General features: G+C 41.7%; 15 protein-coding genes and 2 pseudogenes. 12 read left to right on the top strand and 5 right to left on the bottom strand.

Annotated elements, in window-relative coordinates; genetic code table 11:
- The 7 genes and pseudogenes from RMZ95_RS27735 to RMZ95_RS27705 all read left to right on the top strand — a co-directional run.
- Window positions 1-353: pseudogene (locus tag RMZ95_RS27735) on the top strand (photosystem II D2 protein (photosystem q(a) protein)); the annotation flags it as partial.
- Between the two features lie 777 nt (window positions 354-1,130).
- Complete coding sequence (locus tag RMZ95_RS27730; RefSeq protein ID WP_322674022.1) at window positions 1,131-1,412, top strand: 4a-hydroxytetrahydrobiopterin dehydratase; 282 nt, start codon at window positions 1,131-1,133, stop codon at window positions 1,410-1,412.
- Between the two features lie 488 nt (window positions 1,413-1,900).
- Window positions 1,901-3,631, top strand: coding sequence for an iron uptake porin (locus RMZ95_RS27725; RefSeq protein ID WP_322685872.1), 1,731 nt, complete (start codon window positions 1,901-1,903; stop codon window positions 3,629-3,631).
- A 390-nt stretch (window positions 3,632-4,021) separates the two neighbouring features.
- Window positions 4,022-4,459, top strand: coding sequence for an Rrf2 family transcriptional regulator (locus RMZ95_RS27720; protein WP_322685871.1), 438 nt, complete (start codon window positions 4,022-4,024; stop codon window positions 4,457-4,459).
- A gap of 84 nt (window positions 4,460-4,543) precedes the next feature.
- Window positions 4,544-5,506, top strand: coding sequence for a cysteine synthase A (gene cysK / locus RMZ95_RS27715; RefSeq protein ID WP_322685870.1), 963 nt, complete (start codon window positions 4,544-4,546; stop codon window positions 5,504-5,506).
- A gap of 15 nt (window positions 5,507-5,521) precedes the next feature.
- Window positions 5,522-6,223, top strand: coding sequence for a J domain-containing protein (locus RMZ95_RS27710; protein ID WP_322685869.1), 702 nt, complete (start codon window positions 5,522-5,524; stop codon window positions 6,221-6,223).
- 163 nt (window positions 6,224-6,386) lie between these two features.
- Window positions 6,387-7,259 (top strand): 6-carboxytetrahydropterin synthase, encoded by an 873-nt coding sequence (locus RMZ95_RS27705; protein ID WP_322685868.1) that lies wholly within the window; start codon window positions 6,387-6,389, stop codon window positions 7,257-7,259.
- A 104-nt stretch (window positions 7,260-7,363) separates the two neighbouring features.
- Here RMZ95_RS27705 and RMZ95_RS27700 read toward each other — a convergent pair whose 3' ends face one another.
- Genes RMZ95_RS27700 through RMZ95_RS27690 form a run of 3 tightly spaced genes read right to left on the bottom strand, consistent with a single transcriptional unit; the run spans window position 7,364 to window position 9,838 of the window.
- Window positions 7,364-7,921: a Uma2 family endonuclease gene (locus RMZ95_RS27700; protein WP_322674016.1), complete on the bottom strand. Its 558-nt coding sequence runs from the start codon at window positions 7,919-7,921 to the stop codon at window positions 7,364-7,366.
- Window positions 7,922-7,953: 32 nt separating this feature from the next.
- Window positions 7,954-8,922, bottom strand: coding sequence for a PrsW family intramembrane metalloprotease (locus RMZ95_RS27695; RefSeq protein ID WP_322685867.1), 969 nt, complete (start codon window positions 8,920-8,922; stop codon window positions 7,954-7,956).
- A complete protein-coding gene (locus tag RMZ95_RS27690) occupies window positions 8,915-9,838 on the bottom strand; it encodes a class I SAM-dependent methyltransferase (RefSeq protein WP_322685866.1) in 924 nt (307 codons plus the stop codon). The genes RMZ95_RS27695 and RMZ95_RS27690 overlap by 8 nt, the downstream gene beginning before the upstream one ends.
- Before the next feature lie 328 nt (window positions 9,839-10,166).
- On the opposite strand from RMZ95_RS27690, the pseudogene mscL reads away from it, so the two are divergent.
- Window positions 10,167-10,598: pseudogene (gene mscL / locus RMZ95_RS27685) on the top strand (large conductance mechanosensitive channel protein MscL).
- A 93-nt stretch (window positions 10,599-10,691) separates the two neighbouring features.
- On the opposite strand, the gene RMZ95_RS27680 reads toward mscL, so the two are convergent.
- Entirely contained in the window at window positions 10,692-12,368 is a 1,677-nt protein-coding gene (locus RMZ95_RS27680) for a DUF3352 domain-containing protein (protein ID WP_322674012.1), read from the bottom strand.
- 378 nt (window positions 12,369-12,746) lie between these two features.
- On the opposite strand from RMZ95_RS27680, the gene RMZ95_RS27675 reads away from it, so the two are divergent.
- The 4 genes from RMZ95_RS27675 to RMZ95_RS27660 all read left to right on the top strand — a co-directional run bounded on the left by RMZ95_RS27675 (window position 12,747) and on the right by RMZ95_RS27660 (window position 18,730).
- The gene (locus tag RMZ95_RS27675) at window positions 12,747-13,040 is read left to right on the top strand and encodes a hypothetical protein (protein ID WP_322685865.1); all 294 of its coding nucleotides are present in this window, start codon (window positions 12,747-12,749) and stop codon (window positions 13,038-13,040) included.
- 412 nt (window positions 13,041-13,452) lie between these two features.
- On the top strand, window positions 13,453-16,095 hold the full coding sequence (locus tag RMZ95_RS27670; RefSeq protein ID WP_322685864.1) for a M1 family metallopeptidase: 2,643 nt from the start codon (window positions 13,453-13,455) through the stop codon (window positions 16,093-16,095).
- 506 nt (window positions 16,096-16,601) lie between these two features.
- Window positions 16,602-18,326, top strand: coding sequence for an AarF/ABC1/UbiB kinase family protein (locus tag RMZ95_RS27665; RefSeq protein WP_322685863.1), 1,725 nt, complete (start codon window positions 16,602-16,604; stop codon window positions 18,324-18,326).
- A gap of 29 nt (window positions 18,327-18,355) precedes the next feature.
- Window positions 18,356-18,730, top strand: coding sequence for a hypothetical protein (locus tag RMZ95_RS27660; RefSeq protein WP_322685862.1), 375 nt, complete (start codon window positions 18,356-18,358; stop codon window positions 18,728-18,730).
- A 225-nt stretch (window positions 18,731-18,955) separates the two neighbouring features.
- Here RMZ95_RS27660 and RMZ95_RS27655 read toward each other — a convergent pair whose 3' ends face one another.
- Complete coding sequence (locus RMZ95_RS27655; protein WP_322685861.1) at window positions 18,956-19,990, bottom strand: Npun_R2821/Npun_R2822 family protein; 1,035 nt, start codon at window positions 19,988-19,990, stop codon at window positions 18,956-18,958.
- Window positions 19,991-20,000: the final 10 nt, after the last annotated feature.

Below are 20,000 nucleotides of genomic sequence, written 5' to 3'. Positions count from 1 at the left end.
CTTCCACATGATGGGTGTTGCGGGTGTATTGGGTGGTGCGCTACTGTGTGCGATTCACGGTGCCACAGTCGAAAATACCTTGTTTGAAGATGGTGATGGTGCTAACACCTTCCGCGCCTTCAATCCAACCCAGTCGGAAGAAACCTACTCAATGGTGACAGCAAACCGTTTCTGGTCACAGATTTTCGGGATTGCTTTCTCTAACAAGCGCTGGTTGCACTTCTTTATGTTGTTCGTGCCAGTTACAGGCTTGTGGATGAGTTAATCTCCGCGCTTGGATGGCTCCTCAAGATCAACCCCACGAACAATTTGTATTCCCTGAAGAAGTTCTACCTCGCGGTAACGCTCTCTAAGAATTCAAATTTGACCATGACCTCAGTTAGGGTTGTGGTTGGCGAAAATTGGCACACCCAGATAAAATAATCTCCTTGTAATCAACCAATAAAGTGTCAATTTTCACTATCTCTAGTAATCTCCCATCAAAAAGGTGGGAGATTTTTTATATATTGGTTAATATCTCTAAATTTATGTGTTATGTTAGATGAAGGTTATAAACCCAGAGTAAATTCTCTGCCCTTTTGAGACTAAGACCGCTTAGGCAACAAGGAGGTGATGCCCATGATAGAAAGTAGTATACGCATGGGTCATCAGGTTGCAGTTAGCCGGCTGCGCGCCGGGGCTGTTCTCTAAAAGTTAGCCTTAGTTATCTTTGAGATACTAAGTTAGCTCAAGTAGCTAGGCAAGCTCGGAGTTCCTTCCGGCAGTCTGGTTGCAACCTGAAGACCCGCTAGACCGCTCTGACTTAGATCATCCGATCTAAATCAGGGCGGATAGTTTTTTATAAGTGATTTTTGTTTTATCAATGCTTACTTTTAAAAGAGAGATAGGGATGGCTGCCACGAACAAAGCCAACCTATTTAAGTTTTCTTAAAAAGCATAAATATCTTGGTTAAACCTTGGAGTTTGACCAAATATGAGAAATAGCGTCTATCTGCCAAGTCTGATTGAAATCTAGACACACGAATTCTGACTGAATTTATTCTCCCATATTTTCTGTGTGGAGAATAAAGGAGTTTGTCTTTGTCAGATCCAAAATGTTGTAACAAATATAAAAGTAGGAATTTCTTGATATGGCACAACTACTCACCGAAGCCCAAATTCAAGAACAGGCAAAGATTTTGTCAGATTGGACTATTCAAGATTCCAAGTTGCAGATTACCCGTACATTTAAAGATTTTATTGAAGCAATGGAGTTTGTCAATAAACTAGTTGAACCGGCTGAGTCAGCCCGACATCATCCAGATATAGAGATTTCCTACAATAAAGTAAAGATTACACTTACAACACATGATGTAGGCGGATTGACGCAGCCAGACTTTGATGTAGCACGGGTGATTTCCCAGATTAACTAAGTGATTTCTTTTAATATCTTGTACCAAACTATAAGAAGTCACTACAATATACGGTTTATATAGCCGAGCCAGTATGTCTTAACTGGGGTGAGATTTCTACTAGGAGCGAGTGGAAGAAGCGATTTTCGCTCGCAAACTCTAAGTGTCTAAAACTTCAGTAATTTAGCTTGTGTAGAGAGCGAATGACCCAAACTCTACTCCCTGCTTAGATATTTAGATAAGCATGTGTGACAGTTATTAAGGCGATCGCTCCAATATTGCCATCTAGATCGGATGTTTTATAATGTTATGATATAAAGATATGTTTTTGCATAAGTTAATCACATCAGTTTTTAACCCAAAGTTAATCGTTTATTAGCTTTGCAAAAACTAGAATTGTAGTAGAGACAACTATGCCTCATCCATAGGTTTCAATGAGATGTCGCATTTTCGAGAATTAGGTGTAACGAAACCAATTATCTAAACAAGGTGTGAGGAGTAAAGGAAAAATGTCTAATCTATTATGGAAATCCTTAGTGGTTAGCCCAGCAGTTTTGGGAGCAACATTGTTAGTTTCGGCAACAGCAATGGCGGCCCCAAGCAAAACCACAGAAGTATCACCAGCCAAGCAACTAGGTGTAAATGAAGTTGCCCAACAGCCAGAAATACTAGCTCAAACAACCATAGATCAAGTTAATCGCTACAGCAACGAAGGCAACCAAGGCAATTCTCAGTCTCAAGTAACATCGGTTTCTCAATTTTCCGATGTACAACCTACTGACTGGGCATTCCAAGCATTGCAGTCCTTGGTTGAGCGCTATGGTTGTATTGCAGGTTATCCGAATTCCACATATCGCGGTAATCGTGCTTTGACCCGTTATGAATTTGCTGCTGGTTTGAATGCCTGTTTGGATCGGGTTAACGAATTGATTGCCACAGCAACAGCTGACTTGGTGACAAAACAAGATTTAGCTACCTTACAACGGTTACAAGAAGAATTTTCCGCAGAATTGGCAACCCTACGCGGTCGCGTAGATTCCCTAGAAGCGCGGACTGCTGAATTGGAAGCTAATCAGTTTTCCACTACCACAAAACTAGTCGGTGAAGCCGTTTTCGCCGTTAGTGATGTATTTGGAGGTAACACTGGTGACGCTAACAATACTGTCTTCCAAGATCGGGTACGTTTAGACTTGCAAACCAGCTTCACTGGTAGAGATGTTTTGCATACACGTCTGGCAGCAGGTAATGCACAAGCCTTTTCAATAAGGGATGACGTTAATAATCCGATCGGTACTGCTGAAGGCACACAAACATATCAAGTTGGTATAGGCAATGGTAACAACAGTGTCAGAATTGACCGCTTGACTTATGAAGCTCCCATCGGGCCAGCCCAAGTTTACCTCGCAGCTAGTGGCGGACGGCATAGCCAGTATGCTGCTGTCAACAATCCTTACTTTTTTGACAACACTGACGACGGTGGTAACGGCGCTTTATCTACCTTTGCTTCTGAAAGTCCTATCTATCGGATTGGTGGCGGTGCTGGTATAGCACTCAATGTACCCCTTGGTAAAGGTGGCGGTATCCTGGGAAATAGCTCAATCACTGCGGGTTACTTGGCATCACAAGCTAATAATCCTGGTCTTAGTACAGGTCTGACCAACGGTGACTATGCAGCTCTCGGACAGTTGAACTTTAGTGTTGGCGATCGCTTGGCTTTAGCTGCTACCTATGTCCACGCATATAGTGCCAGTGGTGCTTTATTTGACTCTGGTACAGACGGAACAACTGGAGCTTTTGATGTAGGTACTGGACAAGCTAACTTTTTAGGTAATGCAGCAGGTGTAACCCGATCTAACAGCAACTCCTACGGTGTGTCGGCTGCGTTTAGACCTAGCGACAAACTCTCCGTTAGTGGATTCGTCTCTTACCATGATGTTACAGGTGCAGGTGCAGGTGATGATTATCAAGCTTGGAGCTACGGTTTAGGGGTAGCCTTACCTGATTTCGGTAAAAAAGGTAACGTTTTAGGTGTTTTTGCTGGTGCAGAACCCTATTCCTTTAACCGCCCAGGTTTTGGTGGCAACAATGATATACCCTACCACTTTGAAGGCTTCTACAAGTATCGTGTGTCGGATAACATCTCTGTAACCCCTGGTGTAATCTGGTTGACCTCTCCTGGTCAAAATAGCGATAACGATGATGCTATTATCGGTACGCTCAGAACAACTTTCACCTTCTAGAGTGTTGATTATCTGCTGACAAATTTGAACTCTATTTATCCCCGCCATTAGGCGGGGTTTTTTGTTTTCGGTAATAATAATGGATAAACCCCAGTAGTTAACCGGAGTATAATAGAAAAGTTAGAAGTTATGAGTTATGGCGGGTTTGATATGAATAGACTAGAGTAATGCCTACTCTACAAGTGACTTACGCCGTGAGTAACTTTTTCTGAGCGAGCTTTTTGAGTAGAAGTTGGCGGTATAAAGCTACATATTGCGTAGTATCTTAACTCTACCAATTTGAGATTTTGAACTTTGGATTTGAGATTGAAGAAAAAATCTCAAATTCAAATTGAATGAGTTCTAACTCCTAATTCCTAACTAATTTTTACCCCTAACTTATTGCTGCTTGTGGAACTATCCTGTAAATCGGAATACGCAATTCTCGCCTTATTAGAGATGGCCGCTCATTACGAAAGCGGCGAACCGCTGCAAATTCGACAAATTGCAGCACAACAAAATATACCCGATCGCTATCTGGAACAGCTACTAGCAACCTTGAGGCGTGGCGGTATAGTTAAAAGTCAGCGTGGGTCAAAAGGTGGCTATCTGTTAACGCGAGAACCCCGAAAAATCATCCTTTTTGAGATTTTGGAATGTTTAGAAGGCTTAGAGGCGCGGGCTGGCGAAGAAAACGTTAATTCCAAAAGCATAGACAGTTCAGTTATAGAAGAAATTTGGCAAGAAGCAAGTCGCGCGGCAAATTCAGTCTTGCAAAAATATACGCTCCAGGATCTTTGTGAAAAACGAGATTCGCGGCAGCAATTAGATATCATGTACTACATTTAGTCAAGAGTCATTTGTCATTAGTCATTGGTCATTTGTTGATGACTAATGACCAATAACAAATAATTAATAATCAAGGACTAATTTATGCGAATAGCTCGTAACATTACAGAACTTGTCGGTCGTACACCCCTAGTGCAGTTGAACCGGATTCCTCAAACAGAAGGATGTGTTGCAGAAATTGTGGTGAAACTAGAAAGTATGAACCCATCGGCATCAGTCAAAGACCGGATTGGGGTAAGTATGATTAACGCTGCCCAAGAGGAGGGGCTAATTACTCCTGGGAAGACAGTATTGGTAGAACCCACTTCTGGAAACACCGGTATTGCCCTAGCAATGGCAGCAGCAGCAAAGGGTTATCGATTAATTTTGACAATGCCAGAGACGATGAGTGGAGAGCGTCGGGCAATGTTACGAGCTTATGGAGCAGAACTGGAACTAACACCAGGAATGGAAGGCATGAGTGGGGCAATTCAACGAGCGCAACAAATAGTTAATACTACACCAAATACTTATATGTTGCAGCAGTTCCGCAATCCAGCTAATGCAAAAGTGCATCGGGAAACTACGGCGCTTGAAATCTGGGAAGATACCGATGGACAAGTCGATATCATTGTGGCAGGAGTGGGTACAGGTGGTACGATCACTGGTGTAGCAGAAGTGATTAAAGCACGTAAGCCTAATTCTAAGGCGATCGCAGTTGAACCAGCCAATAGCCCAGTTTTATCTGGGGGACGACCAGGCCCCCACAAAATTCAGGGAATTGGTGCTGGGTTTATTCCCCAAGTACTCAAGATAAAATTAATTGATGAAGTGATTACCGTCACCGATGAAGATGCGATCGCTTATAGTCGGCGTTTGGCAAAAGAAGAAGGGCTACTATCTGGTATTTCCAGTGGAGCAGCTTTATGTGCGGCAATTCGCGTCGCCCAACGTCAAGAAAATAAGGGACGTTTAATTGTGATGATTCAGCCCAGTTTTGGTGAGAGGTATTTGAGTACACCGTTGTTCCAAGACCTGGAGGCAAGATTGGCCGCTAGCGTAAGTTAACGATACATTGAATCAATGGTCAATTATAACCGCGTTTCTAACCATTACGAAACTCTCAAAGTTAGTCCAAGTGCAAGCCTTGCGGAGATTAAGCAAGCTTATCGCCGCTTGGTTAAGTTGTTTCATCCTGACAGTAATCAGGAAAGTGCCGATCGCGAGCAAATTATCCGCATCAATGCAGCTTATGAAGTCTTAGGCGACAACCAAAATCGCCGTAATTATGACCAAGAACTGCAAAATGACTCCCAAAAATTAAATAGCGATCGCCAACAGCGTACAGCATCAGCCCAAAAGCATTACCAGACAACACGAAAAACTGGACGCGATGTTGACGAGCAAGTTGAAGAATGGCTGCGCCAAGTTTATCAACCAGTAAATCGCTTGCTTTGTACGATTCTTTATTCGTTAGAAGAACAAATGGAGCAATTAGCTGCCGATCCCTTTGATGATGAGTTGTTAGATGAATTTCAGGAATACTTAAAAACTTGTCGAGATGACCTCAAGCAGGCACAAACTACTTTTCGCTCCCTGCCAAATCCCCCTAGTTTAGCAAGAACAGCGGCTCACCTCTACTACAGTCTGGATCAAGTAGCAGATGGACTTGATGAATTAGGTTACTTTCCTTTGAACTACGATGAGCGTTATTTACACACAGGTCATGAACTATTCCGCATAGCTACGAGATTGCACTGTGAAGCACAAGCTTCTGTTACATAATTATTGGGCACTGGGCATTGGGCATTAGGTATAAGTCAATATCGCTAGATGTCAAAGGACAGATGACAAATGACTAATGACTAATGACACATAACTTAGGAATTAGTTTATGCTGAAAACAGAAAAAGATTAAGAAATTTTAAATTCTGCTGATAGTGTACTCATGCAATGCATTGTTAATCGCCGCGCCCAGTTTGCAGCAAGTCATCGTTATTGGTTGCCAGAACTGAGTGAAGCCGAGAATATTGAGAAATTTGGTGCTGGTACTAGATTTCCGGGACACGGGCATAACTATGTCTTATTCATCTCCCTAGCTGGGGAATTAGATGACTATGGTATGGTGCTGAACTTGTCTGATGTGAAACACGTAATTCAACGGGAAGTTACCAGTCAATTGGACTTCTCTTATCTCAATGATGTGTGGGCAGAATTTCAACAAACTCTGCCTACCACTGAGAATATTGCACGGATTATCTGGCAGCGACTAGCACCGCACTTGCCTTTAGTCCGCGTGCAGTTATTTGAACATCCTGAACTTTGGGCAGATTATATGGGAAATGCAATGGAAGCCTACCTTACTATCAGTACTCACTTTAGCGCCGCGCATCGGCTAGCTCATCCTAAACTCAGTAACGAAGAAAACACGCTTGTTTATGGTAAGTGCGCTCGTCCCAACGGTCACGGACACAATTATCATCTAGAAGTTACCGTCAAAGGGGAAATTGATCCACGCACTGGCATGATTATTGATTTAGGTGCCCTGAATAAAGTGGTAGAAGATTATGTGGTGGAGCCATTCGATCACACCTTTTTAAACAAAGATATTCCCTACTTTGCCGAAGTTGTACCGACTGCTGAAAATATCGCACTTTACATTAGTAATTTACTGCGATCGCCTATTCAAGAATTGGGAGCTAAACTTTACAAAGTGAAACTGATTGAAAGTCCCAATAACTCCTGCGAAATCTACTGTACTGAATCTGAATCAAATTCAGTCAGCGCAGCCGCGAGTCAGCCAGTATTAGCAAGCGTTTAGGTAATTGAAAATTTAGTTAGGCATAGGACATAGGGAACTGATATCATCCCAATGCCCAATGCCCAATACTTCGACTACGCTCAGTACAAGTGCCCAATGCCCACTTAAAAAAGTTTACTTACTAAGCAGTTAAAACCAGGTAGCAAAGGACTTGTCAATTCATCTTGATTAAATAAAGTAGCTGCTAACTTTAATACAGCCTGTTCGCGTCGATAAACCTCAACTTTTTTCTGTATAGAATCGCAAATCCAATATTCCTGAACTCCTTGCACCGAGTACAGCTTTAGCTTTGTTTCCTTGTCGCGTTTCTCGTTTTTTTCGCCAGGAGATAAAACTTCTACTACTAACTCTGGTGCGCCCGTGAGATGTCCAGCTTCATCTAGTAAGTTTTTTAAGCGTTCATGACTTGCCCATACCACATCAGGGATCACATTGTCCGAATCTGAGAAAATAATTCCAGGTGCGATCGCAGCTTTACCCAGACCAGTTTCATCTGACCAATTGTTAAGAGCTGTAACAATATTGCCACAACTTGATTGATGATCCCAACTAGGTGATTTGGTCACAAAGAGTTCTCCATCTATAATCTCATAGCGATTTCTGCGATCGCTAGCAAATAGCTCTAGGTCAGCAGTCGTCCAACGCACTGGAGTTGTTTGCATAGAAACCCCCTAGCCTTTTCCTAAATCATATTTTAAAAATACCGACGGCGGGCAGAATGTCGCAAATAGCGATAAATGCCCCACGCTAAAACTCCAAAAAAGAGATTTAGTAAAAAGCGGCTAAATATAAACCATAAAATATAAGTGTCAAAAAGCTTTGACGGACTCAAAGGACTAATTTTCCTGATTAAGAGAAACAGCCCAAAAATAGCATTTCCACCCAGCACAAGGGCAAACAGCACTAAACTCCTCTGCCAGTAACGGCGCTGGATTGTACGGTCACAAATCAGGGTAATTACAGGTTTACCTTGTACTTTTCGCAGTAATTGTTCCAGGCGCCAAAACATCCATAACAGAAAAGGAAATAAACCATAACTCAGGAAACGTAGAGGTAATGAGTAACCCCAAGCACTAGATAGAACATTCACTAGGGCATGACAGTTGACAGAATTTAGCCAAGCCCTAAAAATAAACTTTTTGTCGCGATTTAACCGATTTTTAGAGGAAATATAGGTTCCTAATGCATATCCCCAAGGTGCAGAGAACATAGCATGGACTGGCGTGCCGATAGTACGTTCAAAAACTGATGCTGTACCGTGGAAAAAGTAAATCCAGTTCTCTTCAGCAGTGAATCCCAAGGAAACGGCGATCGCGAAGAGGAAAACTGTAGAGTTAAATAATCGATACTTGCGTTGCAGATAGGAGATTGGGATAACAACCGCAGCCAACTTGCAGCCTTCTTCAATTGGGCCTATTTCCACAAGCTGTCGCAAGGCTGTACCAGGAAGCCAACGTTTCATTTGCTGCCAGTCTACAAACCAGTTGGCTATAATTTCAAAAACCCATTCGAGGCTAAGGGCTAAAAAACCAGATATTGCCCCAATGATAAAGAACATGAGTAACTTTAACAGAGGTGGGGCAAATGGCACTCGACAGTAGTAGTAGCCAAGCAGCAGTAAGGGTGGTATTGCTGCCCACAACAATAGAGATAAATCAACCACTCACCTGAGCAATTACTGTACGGTGACGGTGGGTATTGTTGGTAATAGTGGGAGCTTGGAAACCCGCCTCAACAATAGCTTGCTCAATGTCCAAAGCAAAATATTCATCTAAATACGGTTCAGTACTTTTGAGCAAAGTCAAAATGTAGGCTGGCATTTTCTTGTAAACTTCAGATTTGGGATTCATATCCATAATTGCCAAGTAGCCACCCGGACGCAACACACGCCGCATTTCAGTTAAAATCTGTCGGGTTGCTGATTGGGGTAATTCGTGGCACATCAGGAAAATGGAAACTAAATCAAACGAGGCATCAGGTAGCCCGGTAGATTCAGCTTGGGCATGAAGCCAGTTAATTTTAGCTTGACGTTGCCCAGCCCGGTAATTGGCAACGGCTAAAAAGTAGGGAGATAAGTCTAAGCCTGTAATTTTGGTATGGGGATAAATTTCTTGTAGGGCAAAACTACTCAAGCCCACACTACATCCTACATCTAAGATGTCTTGCGGCTCATTGGGGATTTGACTTTTCAGGATATTGTGGTAACTTTGGCGCAGCATTGGATCGCCTTGCGCTTCTTCAGCGCTCTGCCAAATCTTAGCGTGGACAGCGTAAGCAGCAGGTTCTACCTCAAAAGCCGCTTGCCAACTGAGATTTCCGGTTTCGTAGGCATGGAATGAGGTGACGTAGTAATCGGGGTAGGAAAGCTGAGGATTTTGTACTTGAGCGAGATCGTTCTTCCAATCACGCGCTTGTAGTGTTTCGACTTCTTGCGTCCAAGGCACACCAATTCTCTCGGCACGTTTAATCATCATTTGTCTAGCTTGATGCTTGGCTAAGTTAGCTAAAGGCTGAATTGCCAGTATGCCATTCACCAAGCGGGAAGCTAAACCAGGATTAGTGTTTACAGCAGCAGTCATAAATTAGTTTGGATTTAACAGCCTTTTCTACTTATGACATACTTGCTAGACAGGAGTCTAGAAATGAATTGAATTGTATAACGGTAGTCTTCCTCCTTTGGCTTGCCCCAAGCAACAAATATTATAGAAAGTTTATATTTGGAGAACAGCAAAGTTCCGAGAAACTGTGAATTATGCCAGTTTACAATTTATATTTTTATTCAGAGAATTTTATTTAAGACTGGTAAAATTTTGATTCTTAGCAACATCTGTCTCAACAGAGATGGCAAAAAACTGAGTGGCATTTATGAAGAAAATTACAAAAATTTCAGCTTATTGAGAGTCAAGTATGGCCAGAGCAAGAAGAAGAGCAAGTGGCTTTTTAAAAGATTTTCAAGATTTTGCCCTTAAAGGCAATATAGTTGACTTGGCGATCGCTGTGATCGTTGGTGGTGCTTTTGGCAAGATTGTCACTTCCTTTGTTGAAGATGTAATCATGCCATTGATTAATCCCTTGGTTAGTTTTGCTGGCACAGACTAGAGAACAATCGCCATTGGCCCGGGAATCAAGATTGGTCACTTTCTTGGCGCAATAGTTGACTTTGTAATCATTGCCTTAGTCTTATTTGTAGCAATTCGAGCCTTACAAAAATTCAAGAGACAAGAAGAAGTCGCCGATGAACCCCTAGCAGACCCTAACCTTGTAGCCCAAGAAAGATTGACTGGCGCGTTGGATAGACTCAACCAAACCTTGGAAACTCGGAATAATCAAGTTTTGTAGTGGGGAGTGGGAGAGCAGGGGAGCAGGAAAGAATAATCAATACGCAATACCCAATGCCCAATGCCCCATGCCCAATGCCCCATACCCAATGCCCTACTTTGCAGCAGGCTTAAGAGCTAATAACATTTCTAATTCACTAGTAGATTTATCAGGGCTAATAGCGGTAAAACCAACACCGCGAATGGAATTCAAAATGGTGAGGGTATCGGCGTTAGATGATACCAAACTATTGATTAGGGGCACAGTTTTAGTTTTGTCCATATCTAGGTAGAAATAGCCACCGTTGGGCTTTTGCAAAGAACCAGTCACGGCTTTGAAAGCGTCGCTAGTGTCAAGAGATGGATTTTTGCGATCGCTAACTGCGTCAGCAATGGGGCCACCAAGAGCTACAAATACAGTATCTTGATCTAGCCAACCATGTGCTAATAAAGCTCCTTGTCGGGGAATTTGCCACTCAGTTACGTCTTTACCACCAATATTTCTATTGGCGACGTTGATTTGTTGGGTTTTGGCAAGGGTATCCAATTTTGTTAAAGTGGCTTCGGCAGTTTTGCGATCGCTAGTATCAAATACTAAAGCACCTCCAAAACCAACACTCGCTAATACTCCTTGATTTGATGGAATCGCACCAAAGGCGAATTCCCCATTCATCCAACCAAAAACATCCTTATCCAGGTCTATATTGACAGTTTTCAACTGTCCTCGCGCTTGTTCCAGAGCTTGCTTCATTTCTGGATAATCTTTTGACTGCTCTACTAGCACTTCCCAACCACGGCTGATGCCATTTCCGCTAATCAGAGCAAAGGTATCAGCAGGAAATTGCCCGACTATATTCCCAGGACTTGATTGATACTGAAATTTATTTAATTGTGGATCTAAATTAGCGATCGCTTTTACCCGCACTCCCGCATCATCAACTCCAACGCCCGCTACCACAGATTTTATCTGCTTCAGTTGCGTCAGGGTTTGTGGGGGTAACTGCTTTGCCTGCGGATTTCCAGCGGTTAATTGCTGTATCATTTCGGCATAGTCTGGTACATAAATTTGGGCGAGGCTGTTTTTAACATCCACTCCTTTAAGAATGCTGCTAGCACCTTCTTTACTGGCAAAAGAAGACTGTCCCTTAAAGGTGTCAATTGCTTTTTCTACAGCTTGCTTTTCAGGGGCCAATACCAACTGACTATCATTTAAAACTACGCTATACGTCGGCTTGCCATTTTGTGTAGTTTCGACAATTTTTTGACCTTGATAGTCAGATTCCTGTAATTTCACTCCTTTTTGTGACTTCAATTTGTTAGCAAAATTCAAGGCGCTGAGTTTGTCCTTGATTCCCACCACTATCAAGATATTTGATTCCTGCTGTAAATTTGTTGGTACATTAGGTGCCCCAGAGGGTACCTTTAACTGTGCTGGTTTGACGGGATTTGGTGGCAATACAGCAATCATCACACCACCAGCCCAAGGCTTTATGTCTTGTTCATAAGAAACGTTACTGTCACTGAACATTTGCTTATTGAAATCTTCCAGACCTTTTGCCACTAACTTTTGTGCTTCTGGAGTGCCAAACTGCTGTAATTTTGCCCAGGCTTGAGAGTCAGTAGTAATATAAGTTGCCATCAGTGCTGTTGAAGGTACTACTTTAGCACTGCCTAAAGCATCTGATGTACCTACTGGTGAGCCTTTAAAGTACGTATAAGCCGCTATACTTCCTACGACAACGACGGCAGCACCAACAGCAGGAATGAGAAATTTTGATTTACTTTCAGGCATTTTGTTATCCTCTTTTGCTCAGATTGTCACCGAGATTTATACAAGTGTCACTGTAGAGTTTTCGGATTTATAATAATTTCCGCTAATCCATCGCTAGACTAACCCATGACAAAAGGATTCAGCAGCACGCTGATTGACAAGCTGCACATCTACCTCCTACTTGCAGACAATTATTGCTTTTGACATCCATTATTAATCGGATATTAATTATAAAGATTCTCAGTTAAACGTGACGTCTCAATCAGCAAACATCCAACTTAAAAGTGATTTTTCACTACAAATGGGTTTTTGCAAATTAAATACATAGCAATCCTATCTGATTTGTAAAAATTGCAAGGGTAAGATTCCCGACAACTCTTATGAAGTTGAGAATCTCAATTGTTTACGAATGATTTAAGATTGCGATCGCACTTGGATCTCACAGTTCATCTATGCAGCAAACAAGCTAGCGATGTCTACGACGGGCTATTCGGCGTCGCCAATTTGTTAAAGAGGTTAACAGGATTTGGGAAGCGCAACGTCAATCTACAAGCGTTCTCTCTGAGCGACTTTTACGGGCACTCGCCAATACAAGAGTTTTTACGGAGACAGAAATCGGTTATTGTACTCTCGCACAACTGGTATCCTGCATTTATGGTATTTACTGATAAAATTAGTAATCCTACAAATTAGCGGTCTAAAATTACTCTCAAAAATACTTCAACCAGATGAGGAGCGAATCTGCAAATGATATGCTGTTCATTTTAAACAAAATAGCGTGTTTAGCAGCAAGCTATCCTAAAGTTATAAAAATAATTAGGAGTATTTGTACTTAATGAGAATCTATCGAGGTGCAAGAGACTCTTGACTCAATACCAAATGCAGAACATCAGCAAAAGTAAATGCGGCAGGGATATGGAAAAAATTCCACGATCGGTTGCCGATCTTTGGAAATTCGGGTGAGATTAATTTCAATCTTCCAATCCCAAGGTGAGAAGTCACCTCCATAATGCCCTGTTGAGGGAAATACATCAGATACCGCTATTTTACTTAACTACATCCAACCAAGCCAGACTTTTCAGGATTACAAGGTCAGTAAGCATCAATGTCGCAGTCTTATTTTGATACAGATAATAACGGACACAAACCTTTTGAGTTACCGGGAGCAAGACCACACTACAACCCCGATCGCCCCGGACAGGTAGAGCATATTTTTCTCGATCTCAGCCTGGATATCCCCAAGCAAAGCTATCAGGGCAGTTGTAGCATTCGCCTCTTGCCAATCCGTAATGGTATTGATCGTTTGACATTGGATGCTGTCAATCTAAATATCGAGTCTGTGCAGGTGGACGAAGTGCCACAAAATTTTGACCATGACGGGGAACAGCTTTCTATTCAACTTTCTCAGGCAACCCAAATTGGTCAAGGCTTGCTGATTGCGATCGCTTACTCGGTGACAAAACCGCAACGCGGTATTTATTTTATTCAACCAGATAAGCACTACCCTAACAAACCTACTCAAGTGTGGACTCAAGGGGAAGACGAAGACTCTCGCTTTTGGTTCCCCTGCTTTGACTATCCAGGACAACTGTCTACTTCGGAAATTCGTGTCCGCGTTCCCAACCCTCTCGTGGCGATTTCCAACGGCGAATTGATTAACACCACAGAAGATGGCGATCATAAAATCTACCATTGGTTACAGCAACAAGTTCATCCTACCTACTTGATGACTTTAGCAGTAGGTGATTTTGCTGAAATTCGAGATGAGTGGAACGGTAAAGCTGTCACCTACTATGTAGAAAAGGGACGGGAGGAAGATGCTAAACGCAGCATGGAAAAAACTCCCCGAATGATCGAATTTTTGAGCCAAAAGTATGGTTATCCATATCCTTTTCCGAAATACGCCCAAGTTTGCGTTGACGACTTCATCTTTGGCGGCATGGAAAACACTTCCACAACACTGTTAACAGACAGATGTTTGCTAGATGAACGTGCCGCCTTAGATAACCGCAACACTGAAAGTTTAGTCGTCCACGAACTCGCGCACCAGTGGTTTGGCGATCTGGTGGTGATTAAGCATTGGTCTCATGCTTGGATTAAAGAAGGGATGGCTTCTTACTCTGAGGTAATGTGGACAGAACAGGAATATAGTTTAGAAGAAGCAGCTTACTATCGTTTATTGGAAGCTCGTCGTTACTTAAGCGAAGATAGCAGTCGTTATCGCCGTCCAATGGTAACGCACGTTTACCGAGAAGCTATTGAACTTTACGATCGCCACATCTACGAAAAAGGATCTTGTGTCTATCACATGATTCGGGCCCAATTGGGAGATGAGTTGTTTTGGCAGGCAATTCAAACATTTGTCCGAGATAATGCCCACAAAACTGTAGAAACAGTAGACTTACTTAGGGCGATTGAAAAGGCAACCGGACGTAATCTTTTGTTTCTGTTTGACCAATACGTTTATCGTGGTGGTCATCCTGATTTTAAAGTAGCTTACTCTTGGGATGGAGATGCTCATTTAGCAAAAATTACAGTCACTCAAACCCAAGCTGATGAAGGTAAAAATGGCAGTAAGGATTTATTTGATTTAAAAATACCTATTGGTTTTGGCTATACCCAACAAGAAAAAGTGAGGAGTGAGGAGTTAGGAGTTAAAAATAATTCCAAACTCATAACTCCTAACTCACAACTCAAAATTTTTACTGTCCGGGTGAATGAACGCGAACAAAGCTTCTACTTTCCTCTAGAAAATAAGCCCCAATTTATCAGCTTTGATGTTGGAAATAATTACCTAAAAACAGTAGCTTTAGAATATCCAATCGCGGAGTTAAAAGCACAGTTAGAATTCGATCCCGACTCAATTTCGCGTAGTTATGCAGCAGCAGCTTTGGCAAAAAAAGGTGGGTTAGAAGCGATCGTTGCACTGTCTGCATCGCTAAAAAATGACCCATTGTGGGGTGTGCGCGTGGAAGTGGCGAAACAACTAGCCCAAATCAATTTAGATCAAGCCTTTGATGGTTTAATTCCTGGGTTAAAAGATAAAAATGCTTACGTGCGACGAGCTGTAGTGGAAGCACTTACTCAATTCAAAACTGCTGAAAGCTATAAAGTTGTCAGAGGGTTAGTGCAAAAGGGCGATCCCAGTTATTACGTGGAAGCAGCAGCTTCTCGTGTTATCGGGGCGATCGCATCGCCAAACTTGGAAGAAAAACCCAAGGAAGACAAGGTTTTAAAGCTGCTGAAAGGCGTTTTAGAAGAAAAGGCGGGTTGGAATGAAGTCGTGCGGAGTGGGGCGATCGCTGGTTTAGCTGAATTCAAAACTTCGGAAGCAGCTTTAAATCTGCTGCTAGAATACACCAAACTCGGTGTGCCACAACCCCTACGTTTAGCTACAATTCGCGCTTTAGGAAAGATTTCTGTAGGTCAAAGTCCGGTTAATTTGGAGCGGATTTTAGAAAAATTAACAGAACTAGCCAAAGAAAGCTTCTTCTTAACGCAAGTGTCGGTAGCAGCAGCATTAGGACAAATGGAAACACCCAAAGCCGTGGGGATTTTGCGATCGCTAGCTGAACAAACAGCTGATGGGCGTGTACGTCGCTCTGCTGAGGAAGAAATTTCCAAGGTGCAAAAGAACATTGGTTCGGAAAAAACCCTGCGTCAACTGCGTGAAGATTTCGACCAACTCAAACAACAAAATCAGGAATTGAGAAGCCGTTTAGAAAACTTGGAGGCTAAATCTAAATAGCACTACACGATAATTAAAAGTCGGTAATTGGTAATTGGTAATTGTGGCAAAGCTATTAACAATTACCAAGGTTTTAGTTGATACTGTAATTTTATTGTGGACACATAAAATATTTTATTTTCCACTTAAATCACAGGTATAAATAAACATAGTACTAAGATCCCCGACTTCTAACATAAGTCGGGGATCTTTATGTTGTAAGCGGTTACTGAGTTTCAATTTGCATATATAGATACATATTTATATTTATATAAATTAAAGTTAAGAAAAGATAAAATCATCTAAAAGTTGGATAAGTAGTTGTAGTTTTATAAAGTATAATTAAGAAAAAGATAAACAAATCTAGGCAGTAACAGATGCTAAAATCGCCTCGAACGCTATCCCAAAGGGTAGAGTTCTAGTTGTTTTAGATAAAAAACTACCGCCATCCTGAACTTGCAACCAACTTGTGGGTTAGGAGAAAAACAATCATTGTAAATTTTTCAGTTGAAGAGGCAAAAAAAGGCGTGGGTCAGTATCAACCTGCTCAACTAAAACTCTATAATCCAGATGCGATCGCTCGCTACTATAGTTACCGTCCTTGGCTAGCCTGGGGACGACTGCTGAGAATTATCTCCTCTTTTGCAGGATTTATATTCAATCTGAAGTGGGACGAGTGGCAAGATAAAGTTGAGCAAAACAAGGGTAAACGAGCTATCCAGTTGCGAGAACTGCTCACCCGCCTCGGCCCGACTTTTATTAAAGTTGGTCAAGCCCTCTCCACCAGACCTGACCTGATACGCAAAGATTTCTTAGAAGAACTGATCAAGTTACAAGACCAGTTACCACCTTTCGATAATGCGATCGCTTATCAGATTATCGAAACAGAACTAGGTCGTCCAATTCACGAAAGTTTTAGCGAACTGTCACCTCACCCAGTCGCTGCTGCTAGCTTGGGTCAAGTATACCGAGGTCGTCTGGTGAGCGGCGAAGAAGTTGCCGTGAAGGTGCAACGCCCCAACTTACACCCGGTAATTACACGCGACCTATATCTAATGCGTTGGGCAGCAGGTTGGCTAGCTCCTTGGTTGCCTTTAAATCTCGGTCACGACCTAACTTTAATTGTGGATGAGTTTGGCACAAAGTTATTTGAGGAAATTGACTATATTAATGAAGGCCGCAACGCCGAAAAATTTGCTAGCAACTTCCACAATGCTCCACAAGTAAAAGTTCCAGGAATTTATTGGCGTTATACCAATACCCACGTTTTAACCCTGGAGTGGATTGACGGCTTTAAGTTGACGGATACTCAACGCATCCGCGAAGCAGGTGTAGACCCAGAAGCGATTATCCAAATTGGTGTTACATCAGGATTGCAACAGCTTTTAGAATATGGTTTCTTCCATGCTGACCCTCATCCCGGCAATTTGTTTGCTGTAGCCGATGGTCGTATGGCTTATATTGACTTCGGCATGATGGATCAGTTGGAAGAAAGCACCAAAGAAACGCTGGTGGATGCACTAGTGCATTTGGTGAATAAAGACTATACCGACTTAGCCGAAGACTTTGTAAAATTAGGGTTTCTGACTCCAGACACGAATATTTGTCCAATAGTGCCAGCATTAGAAGCGGTGCTAGGAAACGCTATTGGTAAAAATGTCAAGGATTTTAACTTCAAAACTATTACCGATGAATTTTCGGAACTGATGTACGAATATCCTTTCCGAGTTCCGGCGAAGTTTGCTTTGATTATTCGTTCCCTGGTAACTCAAGAAGGTATTGCCCTAAGCCTTAACCCAGATTTCAAAATTGTGGAAGTGGGCTATCCCTACATAGCGCGGCGGTTGCTGACAGGGGAATCACCAGAATTACGGCGGCGGTTATTGAATGTGTTGTTCAAAGATGGTAAATTTCAGTGGCAGCGGTTAGAGAATTTAATTGCGATCGCTCGTAGCGATAACAACTTTGATGTATTGCCCACAGCGCAGATGGGGTTCCAATACTTAATGTCGGCAGAAGGCAAGTTTCTAAGGCGACAGTTGGTGCTTGCTCTCACAGAAGATGACCGCCTCCACACCGAAGATGTGCAACGCCTGTGGAATCTGGTTAAAGATGACTTAAAACCGGATCGTTTATTAAATGTAGCGATCGGGATTTTAACAGAATTATCCAGAGAAGGTGCAGCCGCTATTCTGCCAAAAGCGACATTACTTGGGTCTTTTGCTGAGAACCAGTCAACAAATAAAAAGTAAAAAATCTTTAATATAAATTAGGAGTTTTCATGTATTATTTTCCTGAGCAACCGCCTTACTTTCTCTTAGTTGTTGGCTTTTTGATAGCATTAACATCTGGTTTGGCATTATCTGGCACTTTGAAAGTAATTGTGCAGAACTGGCCAAGCGAACGAACAGAAAATACTCAGCCACGTTCCTCACTGAAACAATTACTTGTACCATTTATCGGCATAACAGGCGGTACTTGTTTATTTATGTCTTCAGGCTTAGAGATATTTGGCTTTCCCTCATCCTTGGCTTTAGGAGTCGGTTTACCAATTAGTCTATTTACTTGTTTGCTAGTTTGGTTGCAGTTGGGAAGTATGATGACCTTCATACAACGCGAAGGTATGCAATCTTTAGATTTAGATTCTTTTTCTTAGAAGAGGGTTAAATAGTAGGAAGCCTCACAAATATCTAAATTACCGTAAATACTCACCGCCAGCAATGATGCTCTACTAAAAATGAGATCGTTAACTAGTGGTGAATAATTATTTTTTACTGAAATTTCATCATTCCAATATTTAATTGCGTTAAAATTACCTTCCTAATTAGTGAGCAATAGATAAGCTAGAAATTAAACAACATTTTAATCAACTTTTACTTAATTACTTAGTCATTTTATCCTTTAAATTACGATAATTAAGCTTAATATTGTTGACTTTTCGATTGAAAAAACTTGTAGTAGTCTTTTGCAAACGCATTAGCGGACTCTCACGCCTAAAGCTTTTGGGTCTTTGTTCTGGTGAGTTTAAATATCTATAATGCAAAAATATATCTCGATATGGAATATCGATATCTTCACCAGCGCAAAGTTGAGTAAAGTGTGGTGAACTTATACTCATATAGTGCAGATATGTCAGCCGCCGTCCTTGGTCGTAAAGGATGTTATCTACCACATCAAATTGAGAACTCCAATGGTTGCCAGTTGCCTGTTCGCAGTCATGAAAAGCAAAATTATAATAGGAAATTCCACTTCTCAATACCATGTAGTTAAATAAAGATTGGTCAGGGCCTCCAAGAGCCATGACATCAGCTTCACTAACCTGTAATTTGTCGAGTAAGTCTGCTAATGTAGCTTGAGAAAAAATATGTTTTTTAGTGGCAAACCAACCTGCACAAAATATATGAGAATGCAATTTTTCTTGGTCAAAAATTTGCTGTATAAGTTCTGGTGAACCATCAAAAATATATTTTAATTCAGATTTATATTGAAAATCATTTGTTACCCAATCATATTTATCTAATTTTTCATATATATAGTCTATAGGCCCCATAAGGAGCGTATCTGCATCAAAATAAATAAATTTATCAAAGGGACCATCTAAACCACAAAGCTTACGATGCATTGGTAGACGATAAAGTTCTGGAAGCCCCCATTTTCGCCAAGTTTTTTGTGCCCTTGAGTGATTTTGCCATACCTGGGTTGCAAAGTTATCCCAATAAGCTATAGAATCAGAATCTTCAAATAAAGTAACATTATCTCTAGATGCAATCTCTGCCTTTACTTTGTCTAACTGCTCATTATATGGAATTATACAAATAGGAATTTTCCTACCAGCATTAGCTTCCATACTATTGAGTAACGCCACTAATTGGTCATAGACAACATCATTGGCTAGGATATAAATACCATCAATCATTGGGATACTC

Origin of the sequence: Nostoc sp. DedQUE07 (genome assembly GCF_034530975.2) — a bacterium.
Lineage (GTDB): Bacteria > Cyanobacteriota > Cyanobacteriia > Cyanobacteriales > Nostocaceae > Nostoc.
Note: the sequence above shows the minus strand (reverse complement) of the source record. Positions and strands in the feature narration are given on the sequence as shown.